Annotated in this window: 18 protein-coding genes and 1 pseudogene; 6 read left to right on the top strand and 13 right to left on the bottom strand. The window is 62.1% G+C overall.

Going from position 1 to position 24,499, the window contains the following annotated elements; all coding sequences use genetic code 11:
- Positions 1-193 precede the first annotated feature (193 nt).
- Together ACYU8I_RS12285 and ACYU8I_RS12280 are read right to left on the bottom strand one after the other, a co-directional pair.
- Positions 194-415: a hypothetical protein gene (locus ACYU8I_RS12285; RefSeq protein ID WP_460841144.1), complete on the bottom strand. Its 222-nt coding sequence runs from the start codon at positions 413-415 to the stop codon at positions 194-196.
- A gap of 94 nt (positions 416-509) precedes the next feature.
- Positions 510-2,045, bottom strand: coding sequence for a DUF6119 family protein (locus ACYU8I_RS12280; protein ID WP_460841141.1), 1,536 nt, complete (start codon positions 2,043-2,045; stop codon positions 510-512).
- A 479-nt stretch (positions 2,046-2,524) separates the two neighbouring features.
- Here ACYU8I_RS12280 and ACYU8I_RS12275 point away from each other — a divergent pair, with 479 nt between their 5' ends.
- On the top strand, positions 2,525-2,944 hold the full coding sequence (locus ACYU8I_RS12275; RefSeq protein WP_460841139.1) for a hypothetical protein: 420 nt from the start codon (positions 2,525-2,527) through the stop codon (positions 2,942-2,944).
- 331 nt (positions 2,945-3,275) lie between these two features.
- Here the strand turns inward: ACYU8I_RS12275 and ACYU8I_RS12270 are convergent, their stop codons facing one another.
- From ACYU8I_RS12270 to ACYU8I_RS12245, 6 genes are all read right to left on the bottom strand, one after another.
- Positions 3,276-6,659, bottom strand: a complete 3,384-nt coding sequence (locus ACYU8I_RS12270) for an RHS repeat-associated core domain-containing protein (protein WP_460841137.1) — start codon at positions 6,657-6,659, stop codon at positions 3,276-3,278.
- Positions 6,660-6,761: 102 nt separating this feature from the next.
- The gene (locus tag ACYU8I_RS12265) at positions 6,762-9,659 is read right to left on the bottom strand and encodes a DNRLRE domain-containing protein (RefSeq protein ID WP_460841134.1); all 2,898 of its coding nucleotides are present in this window, start codon (positions 9,657-9,659) and stop codon (positions 6,762-6,764) included.
- Between the two features lie 326 nt (positions 9,660-9,985).
- Positions 9,986-10,417 carry a DUF6527 family protein gene (locus ACYU8I_RS12260; RefSeq protein WP_460841133.1) on the bottom strand — a complete coding sequence of 144 codons (432 nt, stop codon included), beginning with the start codon at positions 10,415-10,417 and terminating at the stop codon, positions 9,986-9,988.
- Positions 10,414-11,595, bottom strand: coding sequence for a ThiF family adenylyltransferase (locus tag ACYU8I_RS12255; RefSeq protein WP_460841131.1), 1,182 nt, complete (start codon positions 11,593-11,595; stop codon positions 10,414-10,416). Before ACYU8I_RS12255 ends, ACYU8I_RS12260 begins: the two co-directional genes overlap by 4 nt.
- Positions 11,570-11,824 carry a multiubiquitin domain-containing protein gene (locus tag ACYU8I_RS12250; protein ID WP_460841130.1) on the bottom strand — a complete coding sequence of 85 codons (255 nt, stop codon included), beginning with the start codon at positions 11,822-11,824 and terminating at the stop codon, positions 11,570-11,572. The genes ACYU8I_RS12255 and ACYU8I_RS12250 overlap by 26 nt, the downstream gene beginning before the upstream one ends.
- A gap of 208 nt (positions 11,825-12,032) precedes the next feature.
- Entirely contained in the window at positions 12,033-12,242 is a 210-nt protein-coding gene (locus ACYU8I_RS12245; protein WP_460841128.1) for a hypothetical protein, read from the bottom strand.
- Between the two features lie 266 nt (positions 12,243-12,508).
- On the opposite strand from ACYU8I_RS12245, the gene ACYU8I_RS12240 reads away from it, so the two are divergent.
- The 3 genes and pseudogenes from ACYU8I_RS12240 (at position 12,509) to ACYU8I_RS12230 (ending at position 14,406) form a co-directional block, all read left to right on the top strand.
- Positions 12,509-13,294, top strand: coding sequence for a hypothetical protein (locus ACYU8I_RS12240; protein ID WP_460841126.1), 786 nt, complete (start codon positions 12,509-12,511; stop codon positions 13,292-13,294).
- Positions 13,291-13,503: pseudogene (locus ACYU8I_RS12235) on the top strand (helix-turn-helix domain-containing protein); the annotation flags it as partial. The gene ACYU8I_RS12240 and the pseudogene ACYU8I_RS12235, both read left to right, overlap by 4 nt.
- A 69-nt stretch (positions 13,504-13,572) precedes the next feature.
- Positions 13,573-14,406 carry an ImmA/IrrE family metallo-endopeptidase gene (locus ACYU8I_RS12230; protein WP_460841305.1) on the top strand — a complete coding sequence of 278 codons (834 nt, stop codon included), beginning with the start codon at positions 13,573-13,575 and terminating at the stop codon, positions 14,404-14,406.
- Between the two features lie 169 nt (positions 14,407-14,575).
- Here ACYU8I_RS12230 and ACYU8I_RS12225 read toward each other — a convergent pair whose 3' ends face one another.
- The 4 genes from ACYU8I_RS12225 to ACYU8I_RS12210 all read right to left on the bottom strand — a co-directional run bounded on the left by ACYU8I_RS12225 (position 14,576) and on the right by ACYU8I_RS12210 (position 20,213).
- Positions 14,576-15,010 (bottom strand): hypothetical protein, encoded by a 435-nt coding sequence (locus ACYU8I_RS12225; protein WP_460841125.1) that lies wholly within the window; start codon positions 15,008-15,010, stop codon positions 14,576-14,578.
- 24 nt (positions 15,011-15,034) lie between these two features.
- Positions 15,035-17,593 (bottom strand): DNRLRE domain-containing protein, encoded by a 2,559-nt coding sequence (locus ACYU8I_RS12220; protein WP_460841123.1) that lies wholly within the window; start codon positions 17,591-17,593, stop codon positions 15,035-15,037.
- 690 nt (positions 17,594-18,283) lie between these two features.
- Positions 18,284-19,495, bottom strand: a complete 1,212-nt coding sequence (locus ACYU8I_RS12215) for a 2'-deoxycytidine 5'-triphosphate deaminase (protein WP_460841121.1) — start codon at positions 19,493-19,495, stop codon at positions 18,284-18,286.
- Between the two features lie 583 nt (positions 19,496-20,078).
- Positions 20,079-20,213, bottom strand: coding sequence for a hypothetical protein (locus ACYU8I_RS12210; protein WP_460841119.1), 135 nt, complete (start codon positions 20,211-20,213; stop codon positions 20,079-20,081).
- 367 nt (positions 20,214-20,580) lie between these two features.
- On the opposite strand from ACYU8I_RS12210, the gene ACYU8I_RS12205 reads away from it, so the two are divergent.
- Positions 20,581-22,179, top strand: coding sequence for a hypothetical protein (locus ACYU8I_RS12205; protein ID WP_460841117.1), 1,599 nt, complete (start codon positions 20,581-20,583; stop codon positions 22,177-22,179).
- Positions 22,180-22,546: 367 nt separating this feature from the next.
- On the top strand, positions 22,547-22,861 hold the full coding sequence (locus ACYU8I_RS12200) for an Lsr2 family DNA-binding protein (RefSeq protein ID WP_460841115.1): 315 nt from the start codon (positions 22,547-22,549) through the stop codon (positions 22,859-22,861).
- A 403-nt stretch (positions 22,862-23,264) separates the two neighbouring features.
- On the opposite strand, the gene ACYU8I_RS12195 is transcribed toward ACYU8I_RS12200, so the two are convergent.
- Positions 23,265-24,433 (bottom strand): IS3 family transposase gene (locus ACYU8I_RS12195; RefSeq protein WP_460841302.1). Its coding sequence is split into 2 segments (ribosomal slippage): positions 23,265-24,164 and positions 24,167-24,433, totalling 1,167 coding nucleotides; the frame shifts between segments, so codons are not numbered across the junction.
- Between the last annotated feature and the right edge of the window lie 66 nt (positions 24,434-24,499).

Genomic DNA, 24,499 nt, shown 5'->3' with positions numbered 1-24,499 from the left:
GCAACTGTTCACTGCAGCGAGCCCGGCTTTGAGCAACGCCGACCGCTGGTGGGCGATGGCTGCCGCCGTGTCGAGCTCCTCAACCGGCGCAGAAGCCGCATGCACTTGCCAGTGGCGCCATGGTGTCAGCCAGTGGGTGACCGGAGCTATCCCTTCAGTCCTACTACAGGGCTACGAGCAGGGTAGACTAACGTTAGTCTCCGCTCCGTTCCTTCAGCCAAGTCCAAACATTACGATTCAGCCAACCCTGCCTGTTCGATCTTCCAATCTTGAAAATGAACCAATTATCGTCGGTATCGGCAACTTCTTTCATGCGATCGTGCCAGACTTGCACCGAGTCATCGGTTTCAATGAACCACTGCGAATAAAGGGGCTTTTTGTAATCAATCGCGTGTTTCGCGATCATCTTCTTCACGTCTTCATATGCTGACGGGCGCTCGCCACCATTCAGGTCGTAGCTCAATAGAATAATCATACATTCTCCTTAGTTTGTTCTCCGAAGTCCGCGATTAAGCATCGGCGGGGCCGCCCGGTCCCGAGTCGAGACCACTCACCACACGCTGGCTTAGCTTGATAGCGGGCACTACGCCGAGCTCCACTGCCTTCCGGGCCCATGCTTCGATCTTCTGCTTAAGGATGATAGATCCCGTGTCGGCCAGATTGTCGGGCATCGTTTTTACTCGATAACCCAGCCAAAGGCAGTAACGATCGAAATGCGGGACCTCTTTCGCTTCGGCCTTATTGCGCAAGAGCTCAAGGACGTTCAGCGCCTGGTCGCAGGCATAATGCAGTTTCTGTGCAGATCCGAACTTGACCGCATATACGGTCCCGCCTTTGCGCAAATCCCACGCCTCGACAGGCGTCGGCCGACGCGTCTTGAAGATCTCGAAATCCTTGTCGGCAAGCTCGTAACCGGCCGCAACGACATCGGCCGACACGTTGAACTCAGGCTCGGTGATGTTAATCACGGCGAATTGTGGTTCAGCCTCCTCGACCTCGATTTCGCGAATTGCGTCATCAAGAAACTTCAAGTAGTCCTGGTTGAACTTCATCCACTTACCACTCGTTAGCACTACTCGATCGTCGTCAGCTATGAAGTCAATCGATTCCTTGATGCTCTCCGTGTACCTAGCACCACCCTCGGGCTCATGCGTGATACGGATTTTTAGGATGTCCTCCCGGGGTATCTCACAATCTTGAATGTACTGTTTGAGATCACCCATCGTCAGCTGCTCGAGTTGCCTCTTGTTGCCACGTCCGCATCGCAACACGAACGTACCTTCACTTGGAAAAACGAAGTCGACGCCGTATAAGTCAATCGTATTGTTAGTGAAATCACTAGTCCCAATGTCACTCTGCAACTCATCCAAGAGCATTTCGTCAAACTGGGCTATCTCGTCTTTCTCGGTGATGATCAACGTGCGAGGGAGTGGGAACTTCGCAGGTCGTTCCAACTCATCAACTAGCATTGTTAGAAAAGCGCCAATCTCAGGCGGAGCAATCTTGGGAGCCACTTGTGCCGACGTTCCAAACTTCCCGGTCTTTCCATAGTCGCCCTGGTTGCTTTCGGCGACCGATGCTTGAATGTAGTCGACGGACTCGCCACTTTCGATTATGAGTGGAGTGTTTGATGAGTAGCTCTTGATGTCCTTAAGACGGCTACCCGCGAAGCGCTTCGAAGCGGTTTGTCGAATGTCCTCTTCGTTGGCGATGCGCTTCGCAAGCTCAATGCCAAAATCGTAGTCGCAGAACGGTCGGACGTAGAAATGCGACTTGCCATAACTGAGAGCGAAACAGTCGCCGCCGCGAACAAACAGGAACACGGCAAAGTAATTACGGTTGTGAGGTTTTAGGTCCTCGGCGAAGTAGGACTGGAACGTCTGCACCCAGGGGATAGCGCTAGGTACTGGATGTTCGGAGAAAAAGAAGTCGCCGTGCCAAGATCCCTGATCAACCTCTTTGATGACATTGAGGCCACTGGAAGCGAGCTTTTCCCTTAGAGCAGCGACCTGGTCCGTTGGTATGCGAAAGATGTTGAGCCGCATTGGTCCCCCTTTATTTCCGATTGTACTCCTTACGCGAGACGTTGCATATTGCCTACGCATCGCAGGAGCCATCGGTACACCTCAGTCCTCCCACAATCGCGCCTCAGGCTATGTCCTGATGCCCTGTCACTAAGTGGGGATGTTGGCGCCCCTCCGACATGCGTCAGGTGCACTCGGGCCGACCCGGATGCTGCTCGGACATGTACCGATGCGGTTCCCGGCGAGAACAAGAACGACCCCTGCCATGGGGGTAGTCCTACGGCTGCACTTGGTTGGGTTGGCGACTACTGGCGGGCTGATGCAACAGTGGGACCAACGCGAACGAGGCCAAGTAGCAAGCAACTGCACTATTTTAGGCCTTTGGGCCCTGGCCCTCCCGAGCCCGCGGAGTTTCAAGACGACAGCGCCAGACGCGCTTCAGCTGCGCCCAGGTCGATCGCTTCATTGCCGACTACGAATCGGGTATGAGCGTTGCTGCTGTGGCGAAGAAGCACGCCGTCGACCTGAACCTGAACACCGAGGCGGCGGCCGAGGCTGTCAACGGCCTGATCCCCGGCGAGCTCGACACGCTGGCCTTGGTCAGCGGCTTCTCGGTGCCCGCGCTCGTGCAGAGCGAGGCCGTCACCAGCTCGGCGTTACGCACGCCGCCTCGAGCGCGCGCGTCAGCTAGCCCGGGTGCCCAACTCCTGCTGGACCGCCGCGAGCGACGTCCCGCCAAGTCGGCGACCTCGGAGATGCCCGACCCCTCCCGGGTGAAGACCTATAGCGCCAGATTGCGGTCCTCAGCGTCAGGCAGGTGTGACCGTGAGTTCCAGATCAGCAAGGCTTCCGTAGTTCCGCCGGGCGTAGTTCGACTCCAAGATGCGCCACTGACGCGTAAGGCTCGCGAGGCGCTCTGACCCATCGATCAAGTCGATTGGATCGAGAGTCTCGGGCCGCACCCAGATAGCGTCGCCCTCCTTTTGACTATTTACCTCGCGCCGACTGGCCAAGAGCAGCGCCCAGGCAGAATTCGCCGAACCCAACTTGACTGCCCAGCCGGCGGTATCCACCCTCGCCCCGAGTTGGGCGGGAATCATCTCTTTATCATCTGTCGTTCGATCTGGGTCCAAGCGACACGCCAAGATAAAACCGGCCAAGATTCTACCCGCGCTAGCCGGTTCTTTAAGCGTACCATCGTCAGCATACAACGCATGGATACGCGTTGATATGACGAGTTCTTCAGGGCTGCTATGGAATGTAATTGCTATTCACCCAATACGGACAGAAAGTCTTGTACTTATTATCGCCGTAAATAGTATACACGCCTCGCTTGCCCCACGAGGAGCAAAACATCGTTGTTAGACCGTAGGTCTTCCCGTCGGCAGCCGAGTTCCAGTTGATTCCATATGTAATTCGCGCCCAGTACCCAGTCTTCTTCTTCGCACCACTCCTGGTGCGCACTACCTGCCAGATTTTCACTGTGTATTGGCCGTAGGAACCGCGGTCCCCCAAGTAATACCCTAGCGGCGCAAGCGCCCTTGCGGTTCTCCATGAGATGCCATGCTTGTTCCACAGCTTCGATCGAACCTTGTGTCTTACCGGCAGCGGACGGCCATTAGGGGCCCAAGTGTACCTAGTGCAGGTGGTTCCAATGCCCGCTACACACCACTTCCCAGTGAGGTCACTCTGGTTTATCGGGTCCAGCGGATAGGTATATGCGTTGTCATTTCCGCCCTTTACGGGGTCGCGCGATAGGAAACGACCGCTAACTGGGTTGTAAAGTCGAGCGCCCATGAGCGTAAGACCCCCCAGAATACCGTTAGACTGGCGTTGCTTGGAACCAAGCCAGCCATACCGGGCAGGACCACTGTCGGTGCGTGCTGCGCCGAACTCCGACGCTTCGGCGTATGAGCCGAGGCCAGTGAAACTCACTGGTGCTTGGGCGACGTTGTCTCCGTGAAGGTTTGCAAGCTGGGCTTCCGCCACACCAGTTGACGTCTGAGTCAGCGCGAGGTCGCCCTGTAGGCCCGTGACGTTCCGTGTCCACGACTCCGTCCACGCAGTTGTGGCGTTAGCGCGGGTCCTGGTCGCGGTCCAAGAGGGATTATCACTGCTCGACGCATAGTGATTGGTGTCTTCGGCTAGCGATACACCGTTGCTGAGCGATTTCACCGTCGAGATGCGCGCGCCTGCGTCGAGGACGAAATCTTGCGCCCTGGTGACGCTTGCGCCGTTCTCGTTGCCGGTCTGGGTAATCGTGGCTGCCATATCGTTGGCGTGAAACGTAAGCGTCAGATCTCCCGGATTGCTTAGGCCGGAGGTCGGAGCATCGAATGCGGGGACGATCTTCGTTCGCCCGAGGGCATCGTAGGTATAGCCAGTAGTTGTGATCCGGTCAGCGTCGTCAAAGTTCGAAGCGATGGTTGATCCGGTGGCGGTCTGACAGTCGCCGTCGCTTGCAGGAGCGGAATTGATCAGGCTGGTCCGATTAGAGTCCTTCGAGAAACCGTAACGACGAGTTGTACAGCCGTCGTATGTCGTGTCCTCGGTCTTCACGAGTCGATTGCGATCGTCGTAGCTGTAGGTCTGGCTCGAGGCCGGTCCTTGGTTGGTGCGAACTCGCCCGTCACGGTCGAGATCCTGACTAAACGCGAGGAGGGCACTGCCGGACTGCGAATAGGTGAGTCCGACCGCGGCCCCATCGAGGTCTCGGTCATAACTAGCGGTTAGGCCGCCCGGGTAGACCTGTTTCGTGAGATTTCCGTTGCTGTCGTATGCACCGGTAAAGACGTCTGGCCCGGACGCCAAGCCAACATCAACGCTGGTCACTAGCCCGCGGCGCTCCTTCTTTCCGGCGACGTCGATGCCGTTGTAGCCGTAGGCGTAGGTGCCCTTGCCGTCGTTCGCGGTAGCCAATCGCCCAGCTGCGTCGTAGCTGCTTGTTGCAGTGTTGCCGGTGCCATCGGTCTGCGACGTCACGCGGCCCCAACTGTCGTAGCCGGTCGTCATAGTCTGCGAACCACTCGTCGTGCTGGTCGGCAGACCCGTCGACGGCGAGTAGGTCGTCGACACGGCAGGCACCGCTCGGTCAGCCGTGCTGAGCCCGCTCGTCTCGATCGATGACGACGTGGGGCGTCCGGCGGCGTCGTACCCCGTGACGCTGGTCCGGGTGGCTGCTCCGGACGCTTCAACCGAGCGGGTTGGTGCGAGCAGTATTGAGTAGCCCTCCACGGTGGATGCGGGGATGTTAGCTCCGGTCGAGGGCGCCCCAACTGACCCGGTCCAACACACCAAACCCGTCCACTGGGGCTTGTTCTGGCACTCAGACCGGGAGGCGCTGCTGCCGGGCGTGTAGTAGACGGTGTTACTGGTGCGCGCTGCACCGGCCGAACCGCCGGCGGGTCCACCCGCTTCAACAGCCTGCGGGGTCTGCGTCTGGGTGACCTTGCCTTCCGCGTCGAATCGGGTAATGGTCGTTGACCAACCGGATCCCTCCTGCGTCATCACGCGTGTCGGAGTGCGCAGGGTCCAGCCGTCGCCATCTCCCGTCTGCACGGCGTCGTAGCGATAGCGGGTTTCCTTGATGTCGAAGCGAGTGCCGTTCCCACCGGGGCCGGTCCGGTCAGTTGCGGAGACCAGTTCCCGAACGGGGAGATTGAACCCGCCTGCCGGGATGCTGGAGGGTCGGCCGTCGAGGTAGCCGGCGGCGTCGGATTCGTCGTCGTACACCGTTTGCGTTAGCTTTCGACCCGTCATGGCGCTGCCGTCCTCGAGGACGAAGTCGCGGGTCGGTCCCCAACCCTCTTCGACGCGGGTGCCGTCGGCGTTGTAGACGGTGAGGGATGCGTACTTGTTCGCCGCTCCGGCGGTCTGGGCAGGTGTGCTGCCCTCAGTGAGCGCCTGGGCGCGCGATGCAGCGTCGAGGGTCCAGATGCTGTTGCCTTGGGCGTCGTAGCGCGTGGAGGTGACCTGCCATGCGCCTGCACCGTAGCCGGCGGCGTTGGTCAGGCGTCCAGGCTTGCTCCAGTACGACAGCGAGGCGTACTCGTAGTCGTCTCCCGAGGGTGAGTTGGCAGGAATGCGATCGGGGCCCCAGACCGCGGCCCCGCTGGTTGGGGCGTCCGCCGCGGGCTGATCCCAGGCAGCCGTTGCGGTAGCGGTCAAGTCGGGGAGCCCGCTTCCTGAGAGCGGGATGTCGTACTTCACGGTCCAGGTGGCGTCGGCCCCGCCGACGGCGGCGTCCTGGGGTCGAGTGACGGTTGCCAGACGGCCCGATCCGTCGTAGTTGAACGTCCAGGGCTTAAGACCGGGCTCGGTGACGGTCTTAAGCACGGTATGCCCGGCGATGCTGTTGTAGCTGTAGGCGGTCTTCACCGCGTTGCTTCCATCGGCAATGCGAGGATCCCAGGTCTCGATCAGACGTCCCGTGGCGTCGTATGCGTACTTGGCCACCGGCTGGGTTGACATGCCAGCTGAGGAGCCGGGAAGGCCGTTGGAGCCCGTGGCGGGATCCCAAATCCGGAGGTCAACGCTGGTCAGCCGCTTCTCGGTAACGCCGCCAGTGCTCACGTCGCTGTAGTTCAACCGCAGCGCCCGGCAACCCGCGGTCTGGCTTGAGGTGTTGCAGGTCACCCCGCTTGGTGCGGGAGCGAAAACCCACGTGACACGGCCGGCCGCATCGTGGGCGAACGTCGTCGTCGACGTCGACTCTGCACCGACGATCTGCTCGGTGACTCAGGTGGGGTCGACGCCGTTACCGCCCGTGGTGCGAATCCAGACGGTCTTACCGCCGTCGTTTTCGGTCAACGTCAGCCTGTGCGTCAGACCGGGCTCGGTTGCGATCGAGAGGCTGAGCCGGTCGTTATCGAGAGCGGTCTCGCCGACCCCAACGTAGCTTCCAGTCTGCTGCGCACCGGCCGTGCCGCTGGTGTGCCGGTAGGTGTAGGAAGCACCGTCGGGGGCGTTGAAGACGATTGATCCATCACTTGCGGTGTGGTCGGTCACGATGAGGCTGGCGACCCCTTCGTCGGGTCCGGCGAGACCGGCCTTCCACCCGGGCCCGAAGACGCCCGCCGGGCCGGATGGGGTTCCAGCCATGGACAGGTGCGAGCGCCCCAGCGACAGGTCGCCGCCGTAACCCGGGACGCTGACGTCCGCCTCACTTAGCTCGAGCTCGCCCGTGAACAGCGCCACCTGGCCGGGCCCAGCCTCATCAGTCGGGAACGAACCACCGAAGGCGTGCGGCACCACCGTGATGCGGCGCAAAGGCGACGGCTTCGTCGATCCGGGATAGGTAAAGACGACGCGGACCTCGACCAGGGCCGTCGAACTGATACCGGACTCGGCGGCTGCGTCCCAAATCAGGCCGGGGGTCGCGGAGGTACCGGTGCCCGAGACAGAGCCGGACCAGTTCGAACCGTTGGCCAGTGTGACACCTGTGGCATCGGCCCAGCCGGCATTGGGGTCAGGTGTCCCGGTGGTGTCAGGGGCGAAACGCCACTGCACCTTTGCTGACGTCGCTCCTGCCGGGCCAGAGGCCTCGACCGGGAAGGTCGACGACGACCGGTCGCCCTCGGCCGGTCGCGTGATGGCTGACGTGCCGCCGCTGCCAAAGCCGAACGCCACTGGATTGCCAGCGGCTCCCGCTCGACTCACAGGTGCCACGGTGAGCTGGTGCGCCCCAATCTCGGGGTTCCAAGAAAGCGTGGCGTCACCGTTCGAATCGGCAGTGACCACCGTTGACTGGTCGTCCTGCGTCACGTTGAACGATCGGGTGCTCAAGTCACCGTCCAGGGTGAAGGTGTTGCTCGCTGGCTTCGTGGTAGCCCACTGACCGTTGCTGTACCCGGTGCTGGTCACGATCGCCGACGGGACGCTGTCGTCGACCGTGAATGCCCGCTCAACGAAGCCTCCGGACGTAGCGTTCTTGCCGGAAGCAACAACGCCGTCGTTGGCGTAGGCCTTGACGGTGTAGCCCGCGCCGTTAGCGAGCTTGCCTGCCGGCACAGTGGCCGTTGAGGTTCCGCCACTAGAGACCGTCGATCCGTCAACCGAAAAATCGAGAACGCCCGGGGCGCTCGCCTTGTAGAAGTCGAACCGCGCCCTGACAGTCCCGCCGTCGGCGTCACTGACGTTCGCCGAAAGCTTCGGCGTCGTCGAGCCAACGAACTCGTTCAGCGACGGCGTCATGGTGAGCCCGGTGGGCGTGTTCGGGTAGCGGGTGTAGTTCACCACCAGGCGGGGCTTGAGGTCTGGAGCGTTAGCAGAGCGGTACTTGCGCCACGTGTTGTTGTTGGTCTCGCTGACCGCACTCACGCGGAAGCCAAACGGGTCCGCGACGTTATCGGCCCAGATCTGGGTGATGTAGGTGGCGTCCCAGGAGACATCGCCGGCCGCGCATCCGGAGTAGCCCTTTGCGACTGAGGTGTCGTCTGCGCCGAAGCTGGTGACGGTGGGCTGGTTGTTCCAGGTGACGCTAGTTGCCGAGAACTGCTCGGTGAGGCGGTGGATCCGAATGGCGCCGCCGTTGCAGGTATCGGTCTCGAAGTTGCGCAGGACCAGCGAGGCCGAGGTGATCTTGGCGCCCTTCCAGGGAGCTCCACCGATTGCGAATCGCACGAACGAGCGGAACCGGTTGGCGCCGCCGTTTCGGGTGCCGACCCGCAGCTCCTGGCTGGTCTGGTAGTTGGTGTTCGGTGCGTCCTGCTGCACCCAGGCGTCACCGTTCGGGGTTGCCGACCACGACGGGTCGATGACCACCGGGTACTCCGTTTCCGGGTCGGTCAAGAAGTCTGCAGCCGGCGACAGCTTGAGCACACTGCCACTCGGCGTCTGCGTGATGGCGGCGTCGACCGGCTGCAGGGTTGCCGGGTCCCCCAACTCGTCGACGGCGGCGTCGTACATCACCGGCTGCGGGGCGGTCACCAGCTCGGTGCCGTCGCCGGTCCTCACAGCTAGGCTGCCGGTCTCGGCGTCTTCTCGCACCTTCGGCCCGCCACCAGTCACGACGGGGATGCTGAAGGAAACTGGATCGCTCGGTGCCTCGCGGAGCACGATGTCGTGCTGGAAGCCCGACGCCGTTGCCGTCACCACCAGATCGCCGTTCTCGACGACGTCGGCGTAGGTAGCGGTGTCCCCCTCGACTGACGGCGTGGGCAGGGTCGTTGGCCAGCGCCACTCGAGCTCTCGGCCGTCAACCTCCATGCGCGCGAAGGTCTTGTCGCCGCCGTCGGACAGAACCAAGCCGCCGACCGCGCTGGCTGGCGCGATGCCGCCGTCAACCGTCTCGAGCGCCGGATCGATCGGTGCCCACTCCCCTGACTCCGGGTCCTGAGCGCGAACGGGACCCGTCGCCTCCTCCGTCGTCCAGCTGCCGTCCGGCTCGGCGAAGGTTTGTGTCGTCTCCGTCCGCTGCGACACATCCTCCACGCGCCGCTTGGTGACCCGGGCGGTCGTCATGGCCGAGACGGCGTCGGGCCGTTCGTCCACCTCGGCGGTCGCCTCCTCTGCTGCCTGTTCCGACTCTGGCTCAGCCGCTTCGGCGATGACCGGTGAGCCAGCGAAGGCAACAGCGAAGAGCGCAGACAGCAGCGCAGCGCGGGAGAGCAGCGAAGATGAGTTGGTAGCACGCATGTGCCGGCCCCAGGTGTTCTAAGCGTGGCCGGCTAGGTCGCTCAAGACAGAACGAGGCCGAGATCCACGAACGTGTGCGGCCAGACCGTACGAATCCACCTCCCCGCGAATCAATGATCCGAAAGGGCTATGGCATCTGCGGCAAACCCGATTTATGTCAGGTTCGTAGAGCAGCCGCTACAGATGTACAGGGTGCCCTAGGGCGTCACTACACGGCACACATATTGGAAGTCGCGTCGCGGTGCCGGGCAGCCAAGACGGGAGAGGCACCGGGTTCGGGCGCCGTCACCTCGGTCCGCTCAACCATTGCGGTGTGCCATAGGGCCCTAGCGACGGCTGAACAGTTTGGTGAGTCGTCCCCAGGGCCGTCGGCCCTCCTTGGGTCGCGGGGTGCTCGGCTCATCCGGTGGCAGTTCACCGTACAAGCGCTGCATGCTGCGCCGTCGGTTAGCGCGGCCCACGGCGACCTTCTCCCTAGACCAGCGGCCCGCCCACTCAACGCTGCCGCCCTCGAGCCAGTAGTGAGACTCGCACTCGAAGCTCCAGTTACCGATCGAAGGGCAGATCGACATCGATCGGCCGTCGTAGCTCAGCCGCCACTGTGCCGGGGAGAGCGGCGTGTTCACCTCGTAGCCGCAACCACACATGCATCTGTGCGCGGCCGTGGCGTAGACGAACGAGACGTAGAGCACGCCCGGCTGGAGCGTCTCCGGAATGAACTCAACTATCTCGTGGGTGTACGACTCTCTCGGCGTCATGCACAGTCCTCATTGATGAGTGCGTTGCCACCGACCACGTACACGGTGTTTCGCTCGTGATCGGTGTCCTGGTAAAAACCCAGCAACTTCTTCCACTTGATCACCGCCAGCACGGCGTTGAGAGCGTTCAGGTCTGCGATCTGAATGTTGGCTGCGTACTGGTTGTTGGGGTCCTTCGCCGCCATGGGCATGCGCGAACGCGCCTGCTCGCGATTGGTCGGCGTGCTGGTGGTTACCCGCAGCTGCCCTCCTAGCTGCGCGTCGGTCTCGTAGAGCCCCATGCCTACATCGACGAACGGGGTTTGCTGGGCACCCAAAGTATCGGTGATTAGACGTCGGGCGGACCCGTCGTCGACAGCGACGAAGACGAACGACATATCCGCCAGTTCGGACACATTCGTCTCATCGATGAAGTACGGATGCATCACGATCCCTCGGTGCATATTGCTGTAGATCGCCTCGAAGTGCTCAACCTTCGCGGGGATCGCTTCGAGTTGCTCGCCCGCGGGAGCTCCCGGTGCCCGGAAAGCGTTGTGCTGAATGAAGCGATCTCCGTCGAACAGGTGAATTTCACGTACCGGCGTCTTGGCTACCAGGTCCAAGACGTAGGACCCGGTACCGCCAAGGCCGACAATTGCCACGCGGTCCGACGACAACTTCTCTGTCACGTGCTCGAGCTTCGCCCTGGTTGTCGCCGTATCGCTGTAGCGAAACACCGAGGACTCATCGGCCTCCAGCTCGAACGTATTGGTCCGCGCCGTAACCTGCGCATCGATCTCTTGCGCGTGCTGCTCAAGGAACCGAACATACGTGGTCACCTTGTGGTAGAAGTCACGGTACCGGTTATTGTTATCGGTCGGCTTGCGAGAGAACACGAAATCATACGCAATGCCGCGCGCCGGCTCCTGTCGACCTTCGCTTGCCACGATGGTCAGTGGCTGGCCAGAGGACGTGTACGGTCGGGCTCCCTCGAACATCATGGTGTGATCGCCAGGCGGGACTGTCCGGTCGTTGGCAAGCTCGAGCGGGCACATGAGCGTTCCTCGGCGAACGCTCTGGTCTCCGTCCACGTAGGGCACAGACCGCACTATCAAGTAATTTGCGCGGATCTGGATGTCGTATCCCTCGGCATGTAGTTGCGAGAGGTCTTCGCTACGAGAGATCAGTAGGAGTGACATCGAAGATCATCCCGTCCTTGATCTTGACCGACTTCCCTTCAGTCAAGGTCCCTTCAGGCTTGTTGCCTTCACCTCGCCGATAGCCAATGGTGTACTCGACATTGCCGCCGAACGGCGGCTCCGGATAGGCGAGCGCGGCGACTGCCTCGAACGAGATTTCTTTATCGCGCCACTCCCTGGGTCGGCCGTTCACCATCAGTGTGATTACACGCTTCTTTTCGTCAGTCATGCTTTACCTCCTTAAGCCAGGTTTCTCAGTACTTGCATTTTACAGAAATTTTCAGAAAGCCAAAATATTGAGGAGCTGCGAGCGGCTACACAACCGCATCCCGCAACGCCACGGAGCCCAGATGCAGCGGCGTGCATCACGACTTGTGCAAGAGAGGCATCGATCGGTTTGGCGCCCCGAGTTTCCCCGGAGCGCCTCCCCGTCTTGGTCAGACCTGCTGCTGGATGGTGCCGTCCGGATTGCGCTTCACGGTCGCGCCGGTCATGAACCGGCCGCTTGATGCCGACCGGTTGACGGTCCGCTTGTTGCCCGTCCCGCTCCCGACCCGCTCCGTCGTCGTCTTGCCGGACCACCGCGCCACGGTGGCCTTGCTGACGAACTTCCCGGTCTTGGCGCTCCTGCTCACGCTGCGTCCCATTACTGGTGCTCCTTCCGAGCACTACCACCCGGCCCTCGAAATCCACTGGCCCCTCTTGGTGAGAGACCACGTGAGCGGATAACCTCGCCGCTCCGACTCCAACGGAAGCGTGAGGCCTCGGCCCGGGATGCCCCGGCCGGGGCCTCCGTGCTCAGCGCCAACTCCAGCATGTCGCTGGCGGCAGCGCAAGCGCGATGCTTCAGTTTTGAGCAATGTTTGCGCTCACCGGCTGTCAAGCACCGCCTCCACACGTCCGCTGTGCTTTCATGTCTTACGTGACTCACGCGCAAGAGGCAATCGACCGTGACCTCGACACTGCGGTGTCCGGACTTGCCGACTCTGGTCTAACTGAGCTCCTCCGAGCGCTCCTGCAAGACGTCTGGTCCGACAACTTGGGGCGGTTCGAGCCGGACGAGCTCGGCGACACCGCAAAGTCCCTTGGCATCCAGTGCAGTGAAAACATTCGCGAACGAGCTAAGCGTCGCTTCCACGGGGATGCAGGTGTCGCCAGCGAGGACCGCTGGGAGGTGCCCGGCCTCGTGGTGTCTACGCCGCGGGACACCCTCATGATGCAGCTCGCATATCTCCGTATCGCCGTCATGAAAGTTCCCATGCAGCACGGAAGGTCGCCCAGGTGGGATCGCTTCCGTGACTGGGAGTACGAGAGTCAAGTCCGAAACGACTTCGCACTCGAGAACTCGCGCGCGCTCTCCGGCTACACGACACCTCCCGATGGGCAGCTGGAGTTTGACCTCGGTCGTAGACCGGCGCGAGGCCATCTTCGCAACTTCATGGTGCTCTGGGCGGGTGAGCGTGACCTGCCGCTGACGTCTGGATGGCTCGCTGTCCCGACGGCGGGAGAGATGGCATTTGGTGCATGGCGGGCGCTGTGGCACGACGAGTCCAGCAAGGCTGAAGCTAATGGCGGCCACACGGGACCGCGCAGGCCGAGCTTCGATGAGCAGTCGTCTCCGACTCCCAAGATCACGTTGAAGACACACGGCAAGCGCCCAGCACACGGGGGTGACGCGGGTACGGGAGCGTCGTCATGACGAAGCAATCCCGACCTGGCCGCCCGCCAGCTGACTCAACTGACTTCGATGGAACACGCCTAACCGTCGCCCGCCGACTGCGCCGGTTGACGAAGTCGGCCCTGGCCCGGGCAGTAGACCTCACGCCGACCGCCATAGCTCAGTACGAGCGGAATCAGACGAAGCCCACCCAGGGCGTACTACGTGACCTCGCCCTTGCGTTGGGATTGCCGCGAGAGTTCTTCGGGGCTGGTCGCCCGCTTCGGCCGCTTCCGGCCGCTCACGCACACTTCCGATCCTTGAGATCGACGACGGCTATGTCGCGCGAACAAGCCCTCGCATATGGCGAGCTATGTCTTGAGTTAGTCGAGCTGGTCTCGGAGTACGTCGACCTACCAGAGCGCTCTCTGCCCGATGTCCTAGTGCCGGAACAAGTCGATGCAGACGACATCGCTACTGCTGCCGCCGCGGCGCGACACCATTGGGGTCTTGCGCCCGGACCAGTCGGGAACGTCGTTCAGCTTCTCGAGGCACACGGCATCGTGACGATGCGGTTGCCCGACAAGACGGATCGAGCTGTCAACGCCTTCTCGACCGACTCGGGTAGCCGACCGTTGGTGTTCTTAAGTCAGGGTCGAGAAGACCGCGCACGCAGTCGCTTTGACGCAGCGCACGAGCTCGGGCACCTGCTGCTGCACCCGGACATCGAGCCGGGTTCCAAGGTGGTCGAGAGTCAAGCTCAGATGTTCGCCGCCGAGTTTTTGATGCCTCGCGAACAGATCATCGATGACTTGCCTCGCCGCATCGATTGGCCGACCTTCCACGACCTCAAGCGGACATGGGGCGTGAGTCTCAAGTCCCTCGTCTACCGCGCGCATGCGCTGGGGCGTCTGTCGGACGCGTCTTACCGGCGGGCGAACCAGCAACTCTCGATCTGGGGCCTCCCGGAGCCCGGCCCGCTTGGGCCGGCGGAGTCGCCACAGCTGCTTGGCATGGCTCGATCGCTCATGATTGAGAGCGGGATTGACTTCAACGAGCTGCTGGCATCCAGCCGGCTGCCCGCCGAGATCACTGATCGGGTGCTGGCCGCGACCAGTGCTGATAGGCCGCGCGTCATCTTCGACGGATCCTAGCCGGGAATCGACTTGCTGGGCCATCGAAGAATTCTCAGAAGAGCGGGCGTTGCGATCTCAGAAACGGGCAACGATGCGATGAGCCAGCCGTCGAGCCGTCCACTGGAGGCACCTGCCAGCGGAAGCGACTCTCGCGAAGTAGGCCACCGCTAGATTGATCAGCTAGCGGCTAGTCCGTGGATACCAGAAATACTTCTTGCCCAAGGCAGCTGTTCGGAATCTCTGGTATCAGCTCGCTCTCTCCGGGATCGCTTACATACCCGCCGCCACCACTGAAGGATTGGCCGATTCGCACGACCTTGCCATTGACTTCGATCTTCAGGGGGCTTGATTCGACCACGGCTGCGTTAGCTGGGAAGATCAGCACTGTTTGAGCTTCTGCCTGTCCCGGTCCCGCAAGTCCTAGACAACCGTCCGCAGTGAATTCCAGCCGGCCTTGAAATGCGGCCTCCATATTGTCTTCGGTCGGGCCGGCAATCAAGACGACTCCTCCAGGGGTCTCGACGGAGCGAGGGTTCTTGCTATCCCCGTGTGCAATGGCGAGTACAGCTAAGACGGCCATCGCCCCGACGCCAGCCCCGGCCGCCCACAGTACGGTGCGCATCTATCCACGACCTCTCAGTCGCTCTCAATAGTTGAGAATAAGACCCATGTCCAAGAGGTTCCCATACACGGGCGTAAACTGGCTCCTAGTGACCCAGCGACGCACGTGGGTACCAGAATGGACGCCGTAAGCATACCCGCCCGAGTACCAAGGACCGCCGCTGTCGCCCGGCTTCGTTACGTGGCTGCCGAGTGAAGCCAGCCCGTCGTAGCCCCTCGCCGACGTATTCACCTTCCGTATAGTCGAGCACGTGGGAAGCTGTTCGCCATGATATTCGCGGGAGCCGTTTGATGTGCGTCCGAACACGCACACGAACTGTCCCTTTACGGCTTTCTTAACACCGAGCGCAAGCCGCTTCCTGCCTACTTGGTAGTAGAACGCCTTGCCGACGCCTTCATTGCCGGCACGGTGATACTGAATGTCACCCTTCGCCTCAGGAAGTTTCTTGGATGCGTCTCGCAAGGCGCCGCTGCGGCCGGAGTAAATTGTGGCGTCATTCGGGCAGTGCTCAGCCGTTACGAGCCCGTACTCCGGTTGGTCGAAGACCTTAACGGGCCACCCGGAAGTACAGAACGCCCCCGAGGCATTGGCGATCTTCGCTCCGCCTCGAAGTGTCTCGCTGACACCAGCGCTGCCCGTTAGGAGGGTGACCTCTACGCCCGGCACCTCGATCGGGGGCAGCGTGTTATCTAGTTGATCGGCGACATCTGCTTCGACGCTAGACTCCGACAGGCTCCCGCCTCCACCTACCGTCGCCTGCACAATGTTTGCAACTTCATCATATTCGGTTGAGACGTCAGTCCTGCCGCTGGCATTTTCGACAGCGATGCGAGCTTGCGTAACAACGTAGAGTTCTTCCGACTGCGTATACGTCGCGTCGGTCTCCACGGCAATGTCTACGGGAAGATCGTCGGTCGCAACGTCTACTTCGGACTGGATAGCAGACGGGGCATCGCTGGTGAAGGAGATCGTGCCGCCAACCTCACCCGACTCATTTATGCCTGCAGAGGAGAACGATTCGGGGTGAGTCTCGCTCATCTCTTCGACAATATCTGCAAACTCGTTCTGCCAACCCCATCTCGCTACCGCTTCGTCAAGAGAGACTCCCTCAGACTGGGCTACCCTCTTAAGGTCCTCCAGCATGTACTCGTCAACCCCGTACGACGTAGTGCTAGGCGCGGCGAGTGTGTTGACGATGAGACGAGGTTTGCCTGTCGCCTCATTGGCAGATCGGTAGGACCGCCAGCCGCCGCCCGAGGCCTCGGAAGCAGCGTTGATTCGGAACCCGAAGTTCGTGGGGTTGTTGGAGGTATCGGTCGAGGTCCAGTGATCGACAATTTCGGTGACGTCCCACTCGACGCTGCCGGCGGGGCAACCACTGGCTCCCTTGGCCACCGAGGTCGAGGCCATACCGTCAAGCGTGGCACCCGGCTGATTGTTCCAAATGAGACTGTCGTTCTGCCAGGGGCTTGTGACACGGAAGACGCGCATGGTGCCGGTAGAGCACGAGCTAGTGTCGAAGTTCTCCATCACCAGTTTGGCGTCGAGGACCTCTTGGCCCGTCCAGGGGCCGGCCCCATTGTTGAAACGGACGAACGCGCGACGCTTGCCGCCAGCCATGTAGCCGACGTGCAGCCGATCCATATGCGGGTAGCCAGTGTTAGGTGCGTCGCTGTCGACCCAGTTGTCACCGCTCGGGGTGTCGGTAAACGAAGGGTCCACCGTGACCGGGTAAGTCGTGTCGGGGTCGGTGAGGTGCTCCTGGCTCGGCGCTAGGGTCATGACACCGCCCTGGGTGGTGCGCGTGATCTGGGCATCCACGGGAGCAACGTCCGCGGGTTCGCCCGAGGCGTCGACGTCGGCGTCGTACATAATCGGCGGCGCGGAGGTCACCAGGTCGCGTCCCGTCGAGGTCTCGACCGTGAAGCTGCCGTCGCCCTCTTCCTTGACCCGCGTCTGGGGAGCGACGATGGGGATCTCGAATGTGACCGGCTTCGTGGGCGCCTCGCGCAGCACGATGTCGTGGCGGAAACCAGTGGCTGTCGCGGTGACAACTAGGTCGCCGTTCTCGACCACGTCGGGATAGGTGGCGGTCGATCCTTCAATAACCGGCTCCGGCAGGGCGCTCGGCCACTGCCAGCTCATGTCACGTCCCTCGACTGTCATGTCCGCGAACGTCGACCCGCCGCTAGGGATGGCAAAGCTACTGGCGGCATTGGCCGGCGCCCAGCCTCCCTCTACCTCGACAAGCGTGGTGTCGATGTCTGCCCAGTCGCCGTCCGCGTTCTGCGCGCGCACGGGGCCCGATGCAATTTCAGTGGTGACGGTGCCGTCCGGGTTGACGAAGACCTGTGTCGTCTCCGTGCGGCTCTCGACATCCTCCACGCGCTCACCGGAGCTGCGAGCCTCCGCAGCCAGCTCGCCGTTACGGTCCTGGGGCTCCGGCTCCTGATCCGTTTCCACCGCCGCAGACCCCTCAGGCTCTGCATTCGCGCTCACTGGGATTGCGACGAGCGAGCTGCTGATCAGCAGGGCAGCGAGCGCGGGTACGGGGCTGAAGCGGCGAAATGAAGCACTGAGCACGGGTCCTCCAACAGACCGAACGGCGTGGGCAACGCCGTGAAGATCTCCGTCGAAGGTGCGACGGGTGTTGGCAACCTAGGACGCCCAGGACGTGTCCGGCGCGAAACGGAATGATGTGGCGAGAAACCGCCAGCCGCGTCTGAGCGCGGCCAGGTTGGGAATACGTCGCCATACTCACGGAGGACCATCGGTTGTGACTCGCAACTATCAGCGCGCTCGCCTCGGCGATTGAGGCCATGAGCAAGAGCCTGTTGCCGACTCCGATTCCCAGTGCGAGTCCATCCTAGCGACTCCTCGTGGCCCTGGCGTTCCTGCCTCGAGCGGTAGCGAGCCATTGTCAATCTCGTGTTGCCCACGGACGTTTCGAACGCCCTGCTCAACGTTCATCAAGACAAGTACACCCGTGACCAACCGCCGGCACCCTGCGCCCGGGCCCAGTCGTCAGCGCTACAGGAGCCCCCCGCGCCTGTCCCTGCCTCGCTTGACGACGCTCGCCCACTCTCTCGCCACCGTGGCCACGCTGTGCGGCCCGACGAAGTTAGTCTTCATCAACCGGTGGGATGATTACCCACGTATACGTGTCGCGTCGCGGATCATATTCACAGGCGTAGTCGACATCGTTCACGGCGTCTCGGAAGAATTTGCCGACATCGGCTGGTCCCAGGCATTCACTTGAGTCGGGCGGGCCACTCATAGGTCACCTGTCGGCAGGTTCAGCTGTACGTCGCCGCTAGGCATCTGGACATCAGCCGATTCTCGGCGGTCCTGGGGTTCGCGAAAAGTTGCGAAGTGCTTGCCCAGTGTCTCGGTCTGCCCTTGATAGTTCGATCCCGACGTGGCGCTGCCGTATAACTGCGACGGGGGCTCCAGCATGCGCTCGTAGGTCAACTTGCAAACATGCTGGCCGTGCTCGACTAGGAAAGGCACATCATGAGCGCGTACCTCCAGGGCGGCCGTCGAACCACTGCCAGGACTCGTGTCCGAAAAACCAAAGCCTGGGTCGAAGAACCCGGCATAATGCGTGCGCAGCTCGCCACTGGTCGGATCGTACGCAGCCATCTCCGCGGCAAGGTGCGGCGGTATGGTGATTTCTTGCTGCGACATCAGCAAGTAGAAGCTGTTGGGCTGCAAAATGATACGGTTACCTTCGACTCGCTCGACCTTCTCCCAGAAATGTTCCGGCTCGGCGCTGCGAGTCCGAGTCATATCGAGGAGCGGCGCCGGGCGTCTAGCTTTCCAGCCAACACCTCGCGACTTGGGTTGTCGCAGATTGAGACCTACGAATAGACCGCTTGCCAACTGCAAGTCTTGGCGTCTGACAGGTTTGCCGTTCAGCGATAACAGGCTGCGCGCGGCGTGCTCCGCACGGATGTCTGCGTCGGACAGTGTTGTGTCGCCGACACTAAGCCGCAGCTGATTAAGAGTCAGGCCGCTACGCACGCGAACCGGGAAGGACAGCGGCACGACCTCAACATAGAGTGGCCCGACATACCCGGGCTTCACGTCATCGAATCGCGCGCCACCGTCGGTAAGTACGCGGGTAAAGACATCAGCACGGCCCGTTGAACTCTTTGGATTAGCCCTGGCGCGCATTTGCTGCGGTAGCCGCAAACGCTCCATGAGCGGAATGATGTACGGCAGGCCGACTTCAAGCACTGCACCGTCCCCTGACAACTCAAGTCGGTTCGTGGTCAGCTCCTCGAGCCGTTCCTGCACCTTGCGATTGCCCGGCAGGAAGCTGCACTGGATGCGATGTGCCACCTCTCCGAGCCGCAGGTCCAAGCTGGCCGGTTGAATGTTGGCCGGAGGGATCTCCGCACCTGTGATGATTTCCTGCGCAATCGCCCTCTTGAGGTGACTGTCGGGAAGTACGCCCCCCGCTTCAGCCCGCCAGGTCTTCAACCGCTCAAGTCCTTTCTACGTTGAGGCAACCTGCCCAACGTGCTGAGCGTATTGCCCAGGGCGCTGAAGCGGCACCCCGCGCCGAACCTGCGACGCGCCAGATCGGGACGGAGGCGGCGTCCCAGACCCCGAGCGAAGCGGTTGGGGCGCGGCGACCGCCGCGATCTGCGGCCCCGGGCACCGTTCCACGCTGAGCGATTGGCAGGCGCGCTGTGGCGCCGGGCGCCCCGGACGAGAGAAAAACGCTCCGTGATCCGCCTGACGAGTGCTTTGGGTCGTTCAACCCGACGCGGCGTGCCATCGGGTCCTTAGCGACGGCTGAACAGTTCGGTGAGCCGTCTCCAGAGCCGTCGACCCTCCTTGCGTCCCGGGGTTTGCCGTCCAGTGGCGGAACTGTCCGCCTGGCGCCGGGCCTCGGCCAGCATCTGCATGACGGCGGCGTAGGTCATCGGCTGGAGCTGCACCTCACGACGCCGACGGTCTCGACTGTCGGCTATGGAGCGGCTTCCCTCGTGACAGACCCACCAGAGCACGCCCCCGATGGCAAGCAGCACCGCCAGCGCCAGGAGGGCACCCACGACACTTACCGACCGAGCCAGCGTGCAGTGTCGGCGACGATCTCGGCGCTGGCCAGGGCGTGCATGTCTCCGATGGCCTGGAGCCTGCTGGTCGCTAGCGGCATCATCTGCGACAGCTGCTGCTCCAGCTGGCTGACCATGGCGACGCCGTGCATGGCGCGGCGAGCGACGGCACGCAGGCCGTCGACTCGGGCCGCCTCGGCCTCAGCGGCGGCCCTGACGGTGGCGATCTACACGTCAGTGAGGTTGGAGATGCGGGTCAGGTCGCGGGACGGGCCGCGACGACCCGCACAGTTCGAACGGATCGGCTGAATAATAGACATACTCGTCGACTCGCTCTCGTGCTGGATAATCGGCATCCGAGGCGGGACTCGACAGACCGGAGAGCTGACAAGAGCGAGTCGAACATGCAGTTCAGCGGTTTCTAGGCGCAAGCGTGATAGCACTCGGAGGACATGGCGAGACACGATCTTCACAAGATCACCGCCCCTGGTGGACACTTCGCGCATGCCGGATGGATCTGCGCCGCCCACGCAGGACACGGAGGACTCCTCCGAAGAGGAGGACTCGAACAGATTCTCCCGTCAGGCGATAGGCGTTCTGGCGTTGAGCCTGGTGTCGGTCGCCAGCGCCCTCTTGATTCTTCTGGACCGCAGCAAGCCTGTGGTTTACGTCATCATCGCCTCCTTGTCCGCCGCGGCCATGGCCTTATTGGCGCACTATCAGCTAGATGCAGCCCGCTACGCCTACAGCAAGAAGAACACCGGCGCACGCCCTCATCAACTGAAGCGCGGCGAGGTTGCCGCGGAGCGAGAGAGGCTCAGCGGGTTACTGACTGACACCGCTCTTGAACATTATCTGCAAGGCGTCGTGCTGCCCCATCTCGTTCGCCAACGAACGCGGGAGCGTCTTACCCCACAGACTAGGTCGGTCAGGCGGACGATTCAGCATGAGATGCGAGTGCCGGCGAACTCACCGTGCTTCACCCCCGTGCTCATCGTGGACAAACGCACCCTCCAAAACTTCCGCGCCGTTTCGGAAGGAGGCAAGGGACTGACCACGCTCACATTTTTCCAGTCGACTGCGCTTGCGATGGCTGTGATGCGTCGCGTTCTTATGGAGTGTTTTGCCGAAACTGGCGCTGCGGCGGCGGCTGATCTGTTTACAAAGATCGAGGGAAACGCGCTCACCGCAATCTCGACGCGCGACGATCCCGAGAAGGTTCAGGCCGCGCTCAGCGCCGTCAAGAGCCACTTGGCATCTGCCAAGGTTGCGCACCCGAAAGAAATGAAGTCGCTCGCTCGCCTGCTTGACGTTCTGGCCACGCGGCACGTCATAGTTGTAGCGCTTCCTCAGAGCCCCGAGGATACCCGCCTGCTGAAGATTGAGGACTTCGTTGTACCTAGTTCCTCATCGAATGACAAGACTGGGTTTCGAGGCAAGATGCGCGAGTTTCGAAAGGCAATACTTGCCGCCTTCGCGGCGTCGCCCGCGCGATACCGCATCTCCTGCGCCCTAGCCAGCGACGCTCGTTCCTACCACCTGGAGTTCGTAGGGCCCGAGAACACATATCTGGCCAGTCAGAAGCTAGTTAGCTCGAGTAGAGCAGCGTTAGAGCACGCTGGCGTCTACGACCGCTGGATGCCTAGGCTGGGCCAGCGCTTCGCCCACTTCTACGTGCGAAGGGCTCGTCGACTCGGAGCCCCGATCGAAGTGCAGTTTACTTTCATCGAACGCCCCCCAGGGAGCCTGGCCTTCGCTAGTATCGGAGCGGTGGCGGCAACGCTACTCTTAGTGAGCAGTCTCTATGTTGGCGCAGCCGAAGCGCGCTTTATTGCAGCCGCACTATTCACCCTCCCCGTCGCATCCGCCGCGTGGGCTGGCTTTAGTACCCCCTCCCTCTCAATAGGCCAGCCTCTCGGAGCCCGCCTCTCTGTTTTGGCGACCTTGTTCACATCCCTGACCTCGGCGCCATTCGTCTTGCTCGGAGGGGACCTAGCCACAAAGGTCGGAGCCGCATTTATGGCCTCGATCAGCTGTTTTTCGATCTATTGGTGGCTCCTCCGCACCCTGACCTACTCGAGATTCGCGCGACGCCGATGGTAGTGCGTTGCTTCAAATACGAAAGGCGTTATAATGGTCGGTAGATGTTACCGAATTATTCAAAGCACTGCCGTGAGCCTCGGCCATCCCGGGGTCGCGTACAAGCGTGGTTGGGGAGGCTTGTCTTGAGCGAACCGCGACCAGATTCACCGCTGGATGAGGAGGCCTGGACCATCCCGAAGGGTGGCGAGGGGGTGTCCGCCGAGATATCCAAAGAAGAGCAGGATGAACTCGAAGACAGCTTGATAGCTTTCCACAAATTGCTTGGGAAGAAGTAGTTCGACCCAGGGCGTTGTCGCCCATTGGGGCGTCTGCAAGATAGTGACCAGCACGCGGCCGCGACTCGGCTCGTGGCGGCCGCCGAGCGTCTGTGGCTGATCAGGACAGTGTCGGAGGGCTATGGGTGTTCCATTCACCGGTCGCACTGCTCGTTGGCGCACAGTTGCTCGTGGCCGTGCGTGCGCTGGCAGTCACCAGTACGAGTGGCGCCGAACCAGCAGAGCGGCTGCTCGCACGATGTGCAGCGCGCAGGACCAGTGCGAAGTCGGCCGGCAAGAGCGACGGCAAGGCTATTCGGGAGTCGGCTCAAGTTCACGGAGTCGACGTGACCCCCCGTGGGCGCACTCCGGTCGAGCTACGAGAGCAGTACGTCGCGGCGAACTCCCAGCCACCACGGCACAGGTGACCGGCGCGATCCCGCCGCGTTGGTCGACTTTCGGCTCTCGGACCATCTTCACGATCCGTCGAAGGCTCGCTCTAGGGGACGCGGTCGACCAGTCTGTGGTTCGCCTCCCTCGCGAGCCGGCGGAGTCCTTGCGCGAACTCTGGCAGACGAGCCTCGGAAACGACATAGGTGCGCCGGGGTTCGTCGTCAGCACCACTGCCCCACACCTGGAAAGACTCGATCTTCGCGAGCTGCAATGCGCCGTTCTCGTCTAGCCAGCATCGGACCAACGGGGCACTGGTTACTACGATCGGCATGATGACAAGACCGACACGGTCAGTCACCCTCCGCTCAAAAGATTGCTGCTTGACGGCCTCACACGCTGACAAGACCTGGGGCTGCTGCACCAATCTGTGACAGTCGGTCACGCGGCCTGGTCGACCAGCGTGGTCATGATGGCTTCGTACTCGATGGGGGTCAATCGGCCGAGTCGGGCTTGGCGTCGGCGGCGATGGTAGGTCCGTTCGATCCAGGTCACGATGGCGATGCGGAGCTCTTCGCGGGAGGTCCATTTCTGCCGGTCCAGCACGTTGCGTTGCAGGCTGAAGAAGCTCTCCATAGCTGCGTTGTCACCGGCTGAGCCGACTTGGCCCATCGATCCGAGCATCTGGTGACGCCATAGCGATTGCTGAAGCTTCCTGCTCCTGAACTGGCCGCCTCGGTCCGAGTGAAGCGTGCAGCCGGCCACGGATGCGCCCCGTGCAATGCGCCGTGCGACGGCAGACTCAAGGGCGTCGACGGCGAGCTGGGAGGTCATCCGCTCGGCGATGGAGTAGCCGACGATCCGGTTGGACCACACGTCCTTGACTGCGCAGATGTAGAGCTTCCCGACCGCGGTGGGGTGTTCTGAGATGTCGGTCAGCCACAGCTGGTTCGGACCGGGTGCGGTGAACCGTCGGCGGACGAGGTCGTCGTGCGCGGGTGCGCCGGGCAGACCCTTCTTTCCGCGGCGCTTCTTGCCGAACACGCACCACCACTGGTTGGCCGAGCAGATCTTCCGCACGGTCCGCTCACTGACCTGGTGGCCGGCGTCGGTGACTTCGTCGAAGAGCAGCCGGTAGCCGAACTCGGGGTCCTCGCGGTGAGCGTGGAAGACCGCGTTCGCGAGGTAGGCCTCCTCGAGTTCGGTGGGGGTGACGGGGCAGGCGAGCCAGGCGTAGTAGTGCTGGCGGTGGAGCTTGAGCACCCGGCACGCCACCGCGGCCGGCACCCGAACAGGGTTGCCGGCCGCGGCGAGCTCTCTCACGAGCGGGTAGAGCCTTTTCCCGGTAGCTGGGCCTGGGACAGGTAAGCCGCGGCCCGACGCAGCACCTCGTTCTCCTGCTCCAGCAGCCGGTTGCGACGCTTGAGCTCACGCAGTTCGCGAGACTCCTGCGTGGTGACTCCGGGCCTTGCGCCGTCCTCGACATCGGCCTGACGAATCCACTTCGAGATCGTCATCTCATGGACCCCGAAGTCCTGAGCGATCTGGGCCAGCGTCACGCCGGGACCGCGGTTGCGGGGGGTCTGCTGCACTGATCGGTGACATCTGATCTGCGTCGATGTGTGTCGGCGCTGGAAGGATGTACACCATGCCGAAGGCGTTCCCGAGAGAGTTCC

It is taken from the genome of Nocardioides marmoraquaticus (genome assembly GCF_054777915.1).
Note: the sequence above shows the minus strand (reverse complement) of the source record. Positions and strands in the feature narration are given on the sequence as shown.

What these genes read in the sequence shown, in the direction of transcription:
- ACYU8I_RS12280 (WP_460841141.1), bottom strand. Translation starts at nt 2,045, where the DNA reads ATGCGGCTCAACATCTTTCGCATACCAACGGACCAGGTCGCTGCTCTA.
- ACYU8I_RS12245 (WP_460841128.1), bottom strand. Translation starts at nt 12,242, where the DNA reads ATGGGACGCAGCGTGAGCAGGAGCGCCAAGACCGGGAAGTTCGTCAGC.
- ACYU8I_RS12255 (WP_460841131.1), bottom strand. Translation starts at nt 11,595, where the DNA reads ATGTCACTCCTACTGATCTCTCGTAGCGAAGACCTCTCGCAACTACAT.
- ACYU8I_RS12250 (WP_460841130.1), bottom strand. Translation starts at nt 11,824, where the DNA reads ATGACTGACGAAAAGAAGCGTGTAATCACACTGATGGTGAACGGCCGA.
- ACYU8I_RS12260 (WP_460841133.1), bottom strand. Translation starts at nt 10,417, where the DNA reads ATGACGCCGAGAGAGTCGTACACCCACGAGATAGTTGAGTTCATTCCG.
- ACYU8I_RS12210 (WP_460841119.1), bottom strand. Translation starts at nt 20,213, where the DNA reads ATGGTCAGCCAGCTGGAGCAGCAGCTGTCGCAGATGATGCCGCTAGCG.
- ACYU8I_RS12265 (WP_460841134.1), bottom strand. Translation starts at nt 9,659, where the DNA reads ATGCGTGCTACCAACTCATCTTCGCTGCTCTCCCGCGCTGCGCTGCTG.
- ACYU8I_RS12240 (WP_460841126.1), top strand. Translation starts at nt 12,509, where the DNA reads ATGTCTTACGTGACTCACGCGCAAGAGGCAATCGACCGTGACCTCGAC.
- ACYU8I_RS12205 (WP_460841117.1), top strand. Translation starts at nt 20,581, where the DNA reads ATGCCGGATGGATCTGCGCCGCCCACGCAGGACACGGAGGACTCCTCC.
- ACYU8I_RS12225 (WP_460841125.1), bottom strand. Translation starts at nt 15,010, where the DNA reads ATGCGCACCGTACTGTGGGCGGCCGGGGCTGGCGTCGGGGCGATGGCC.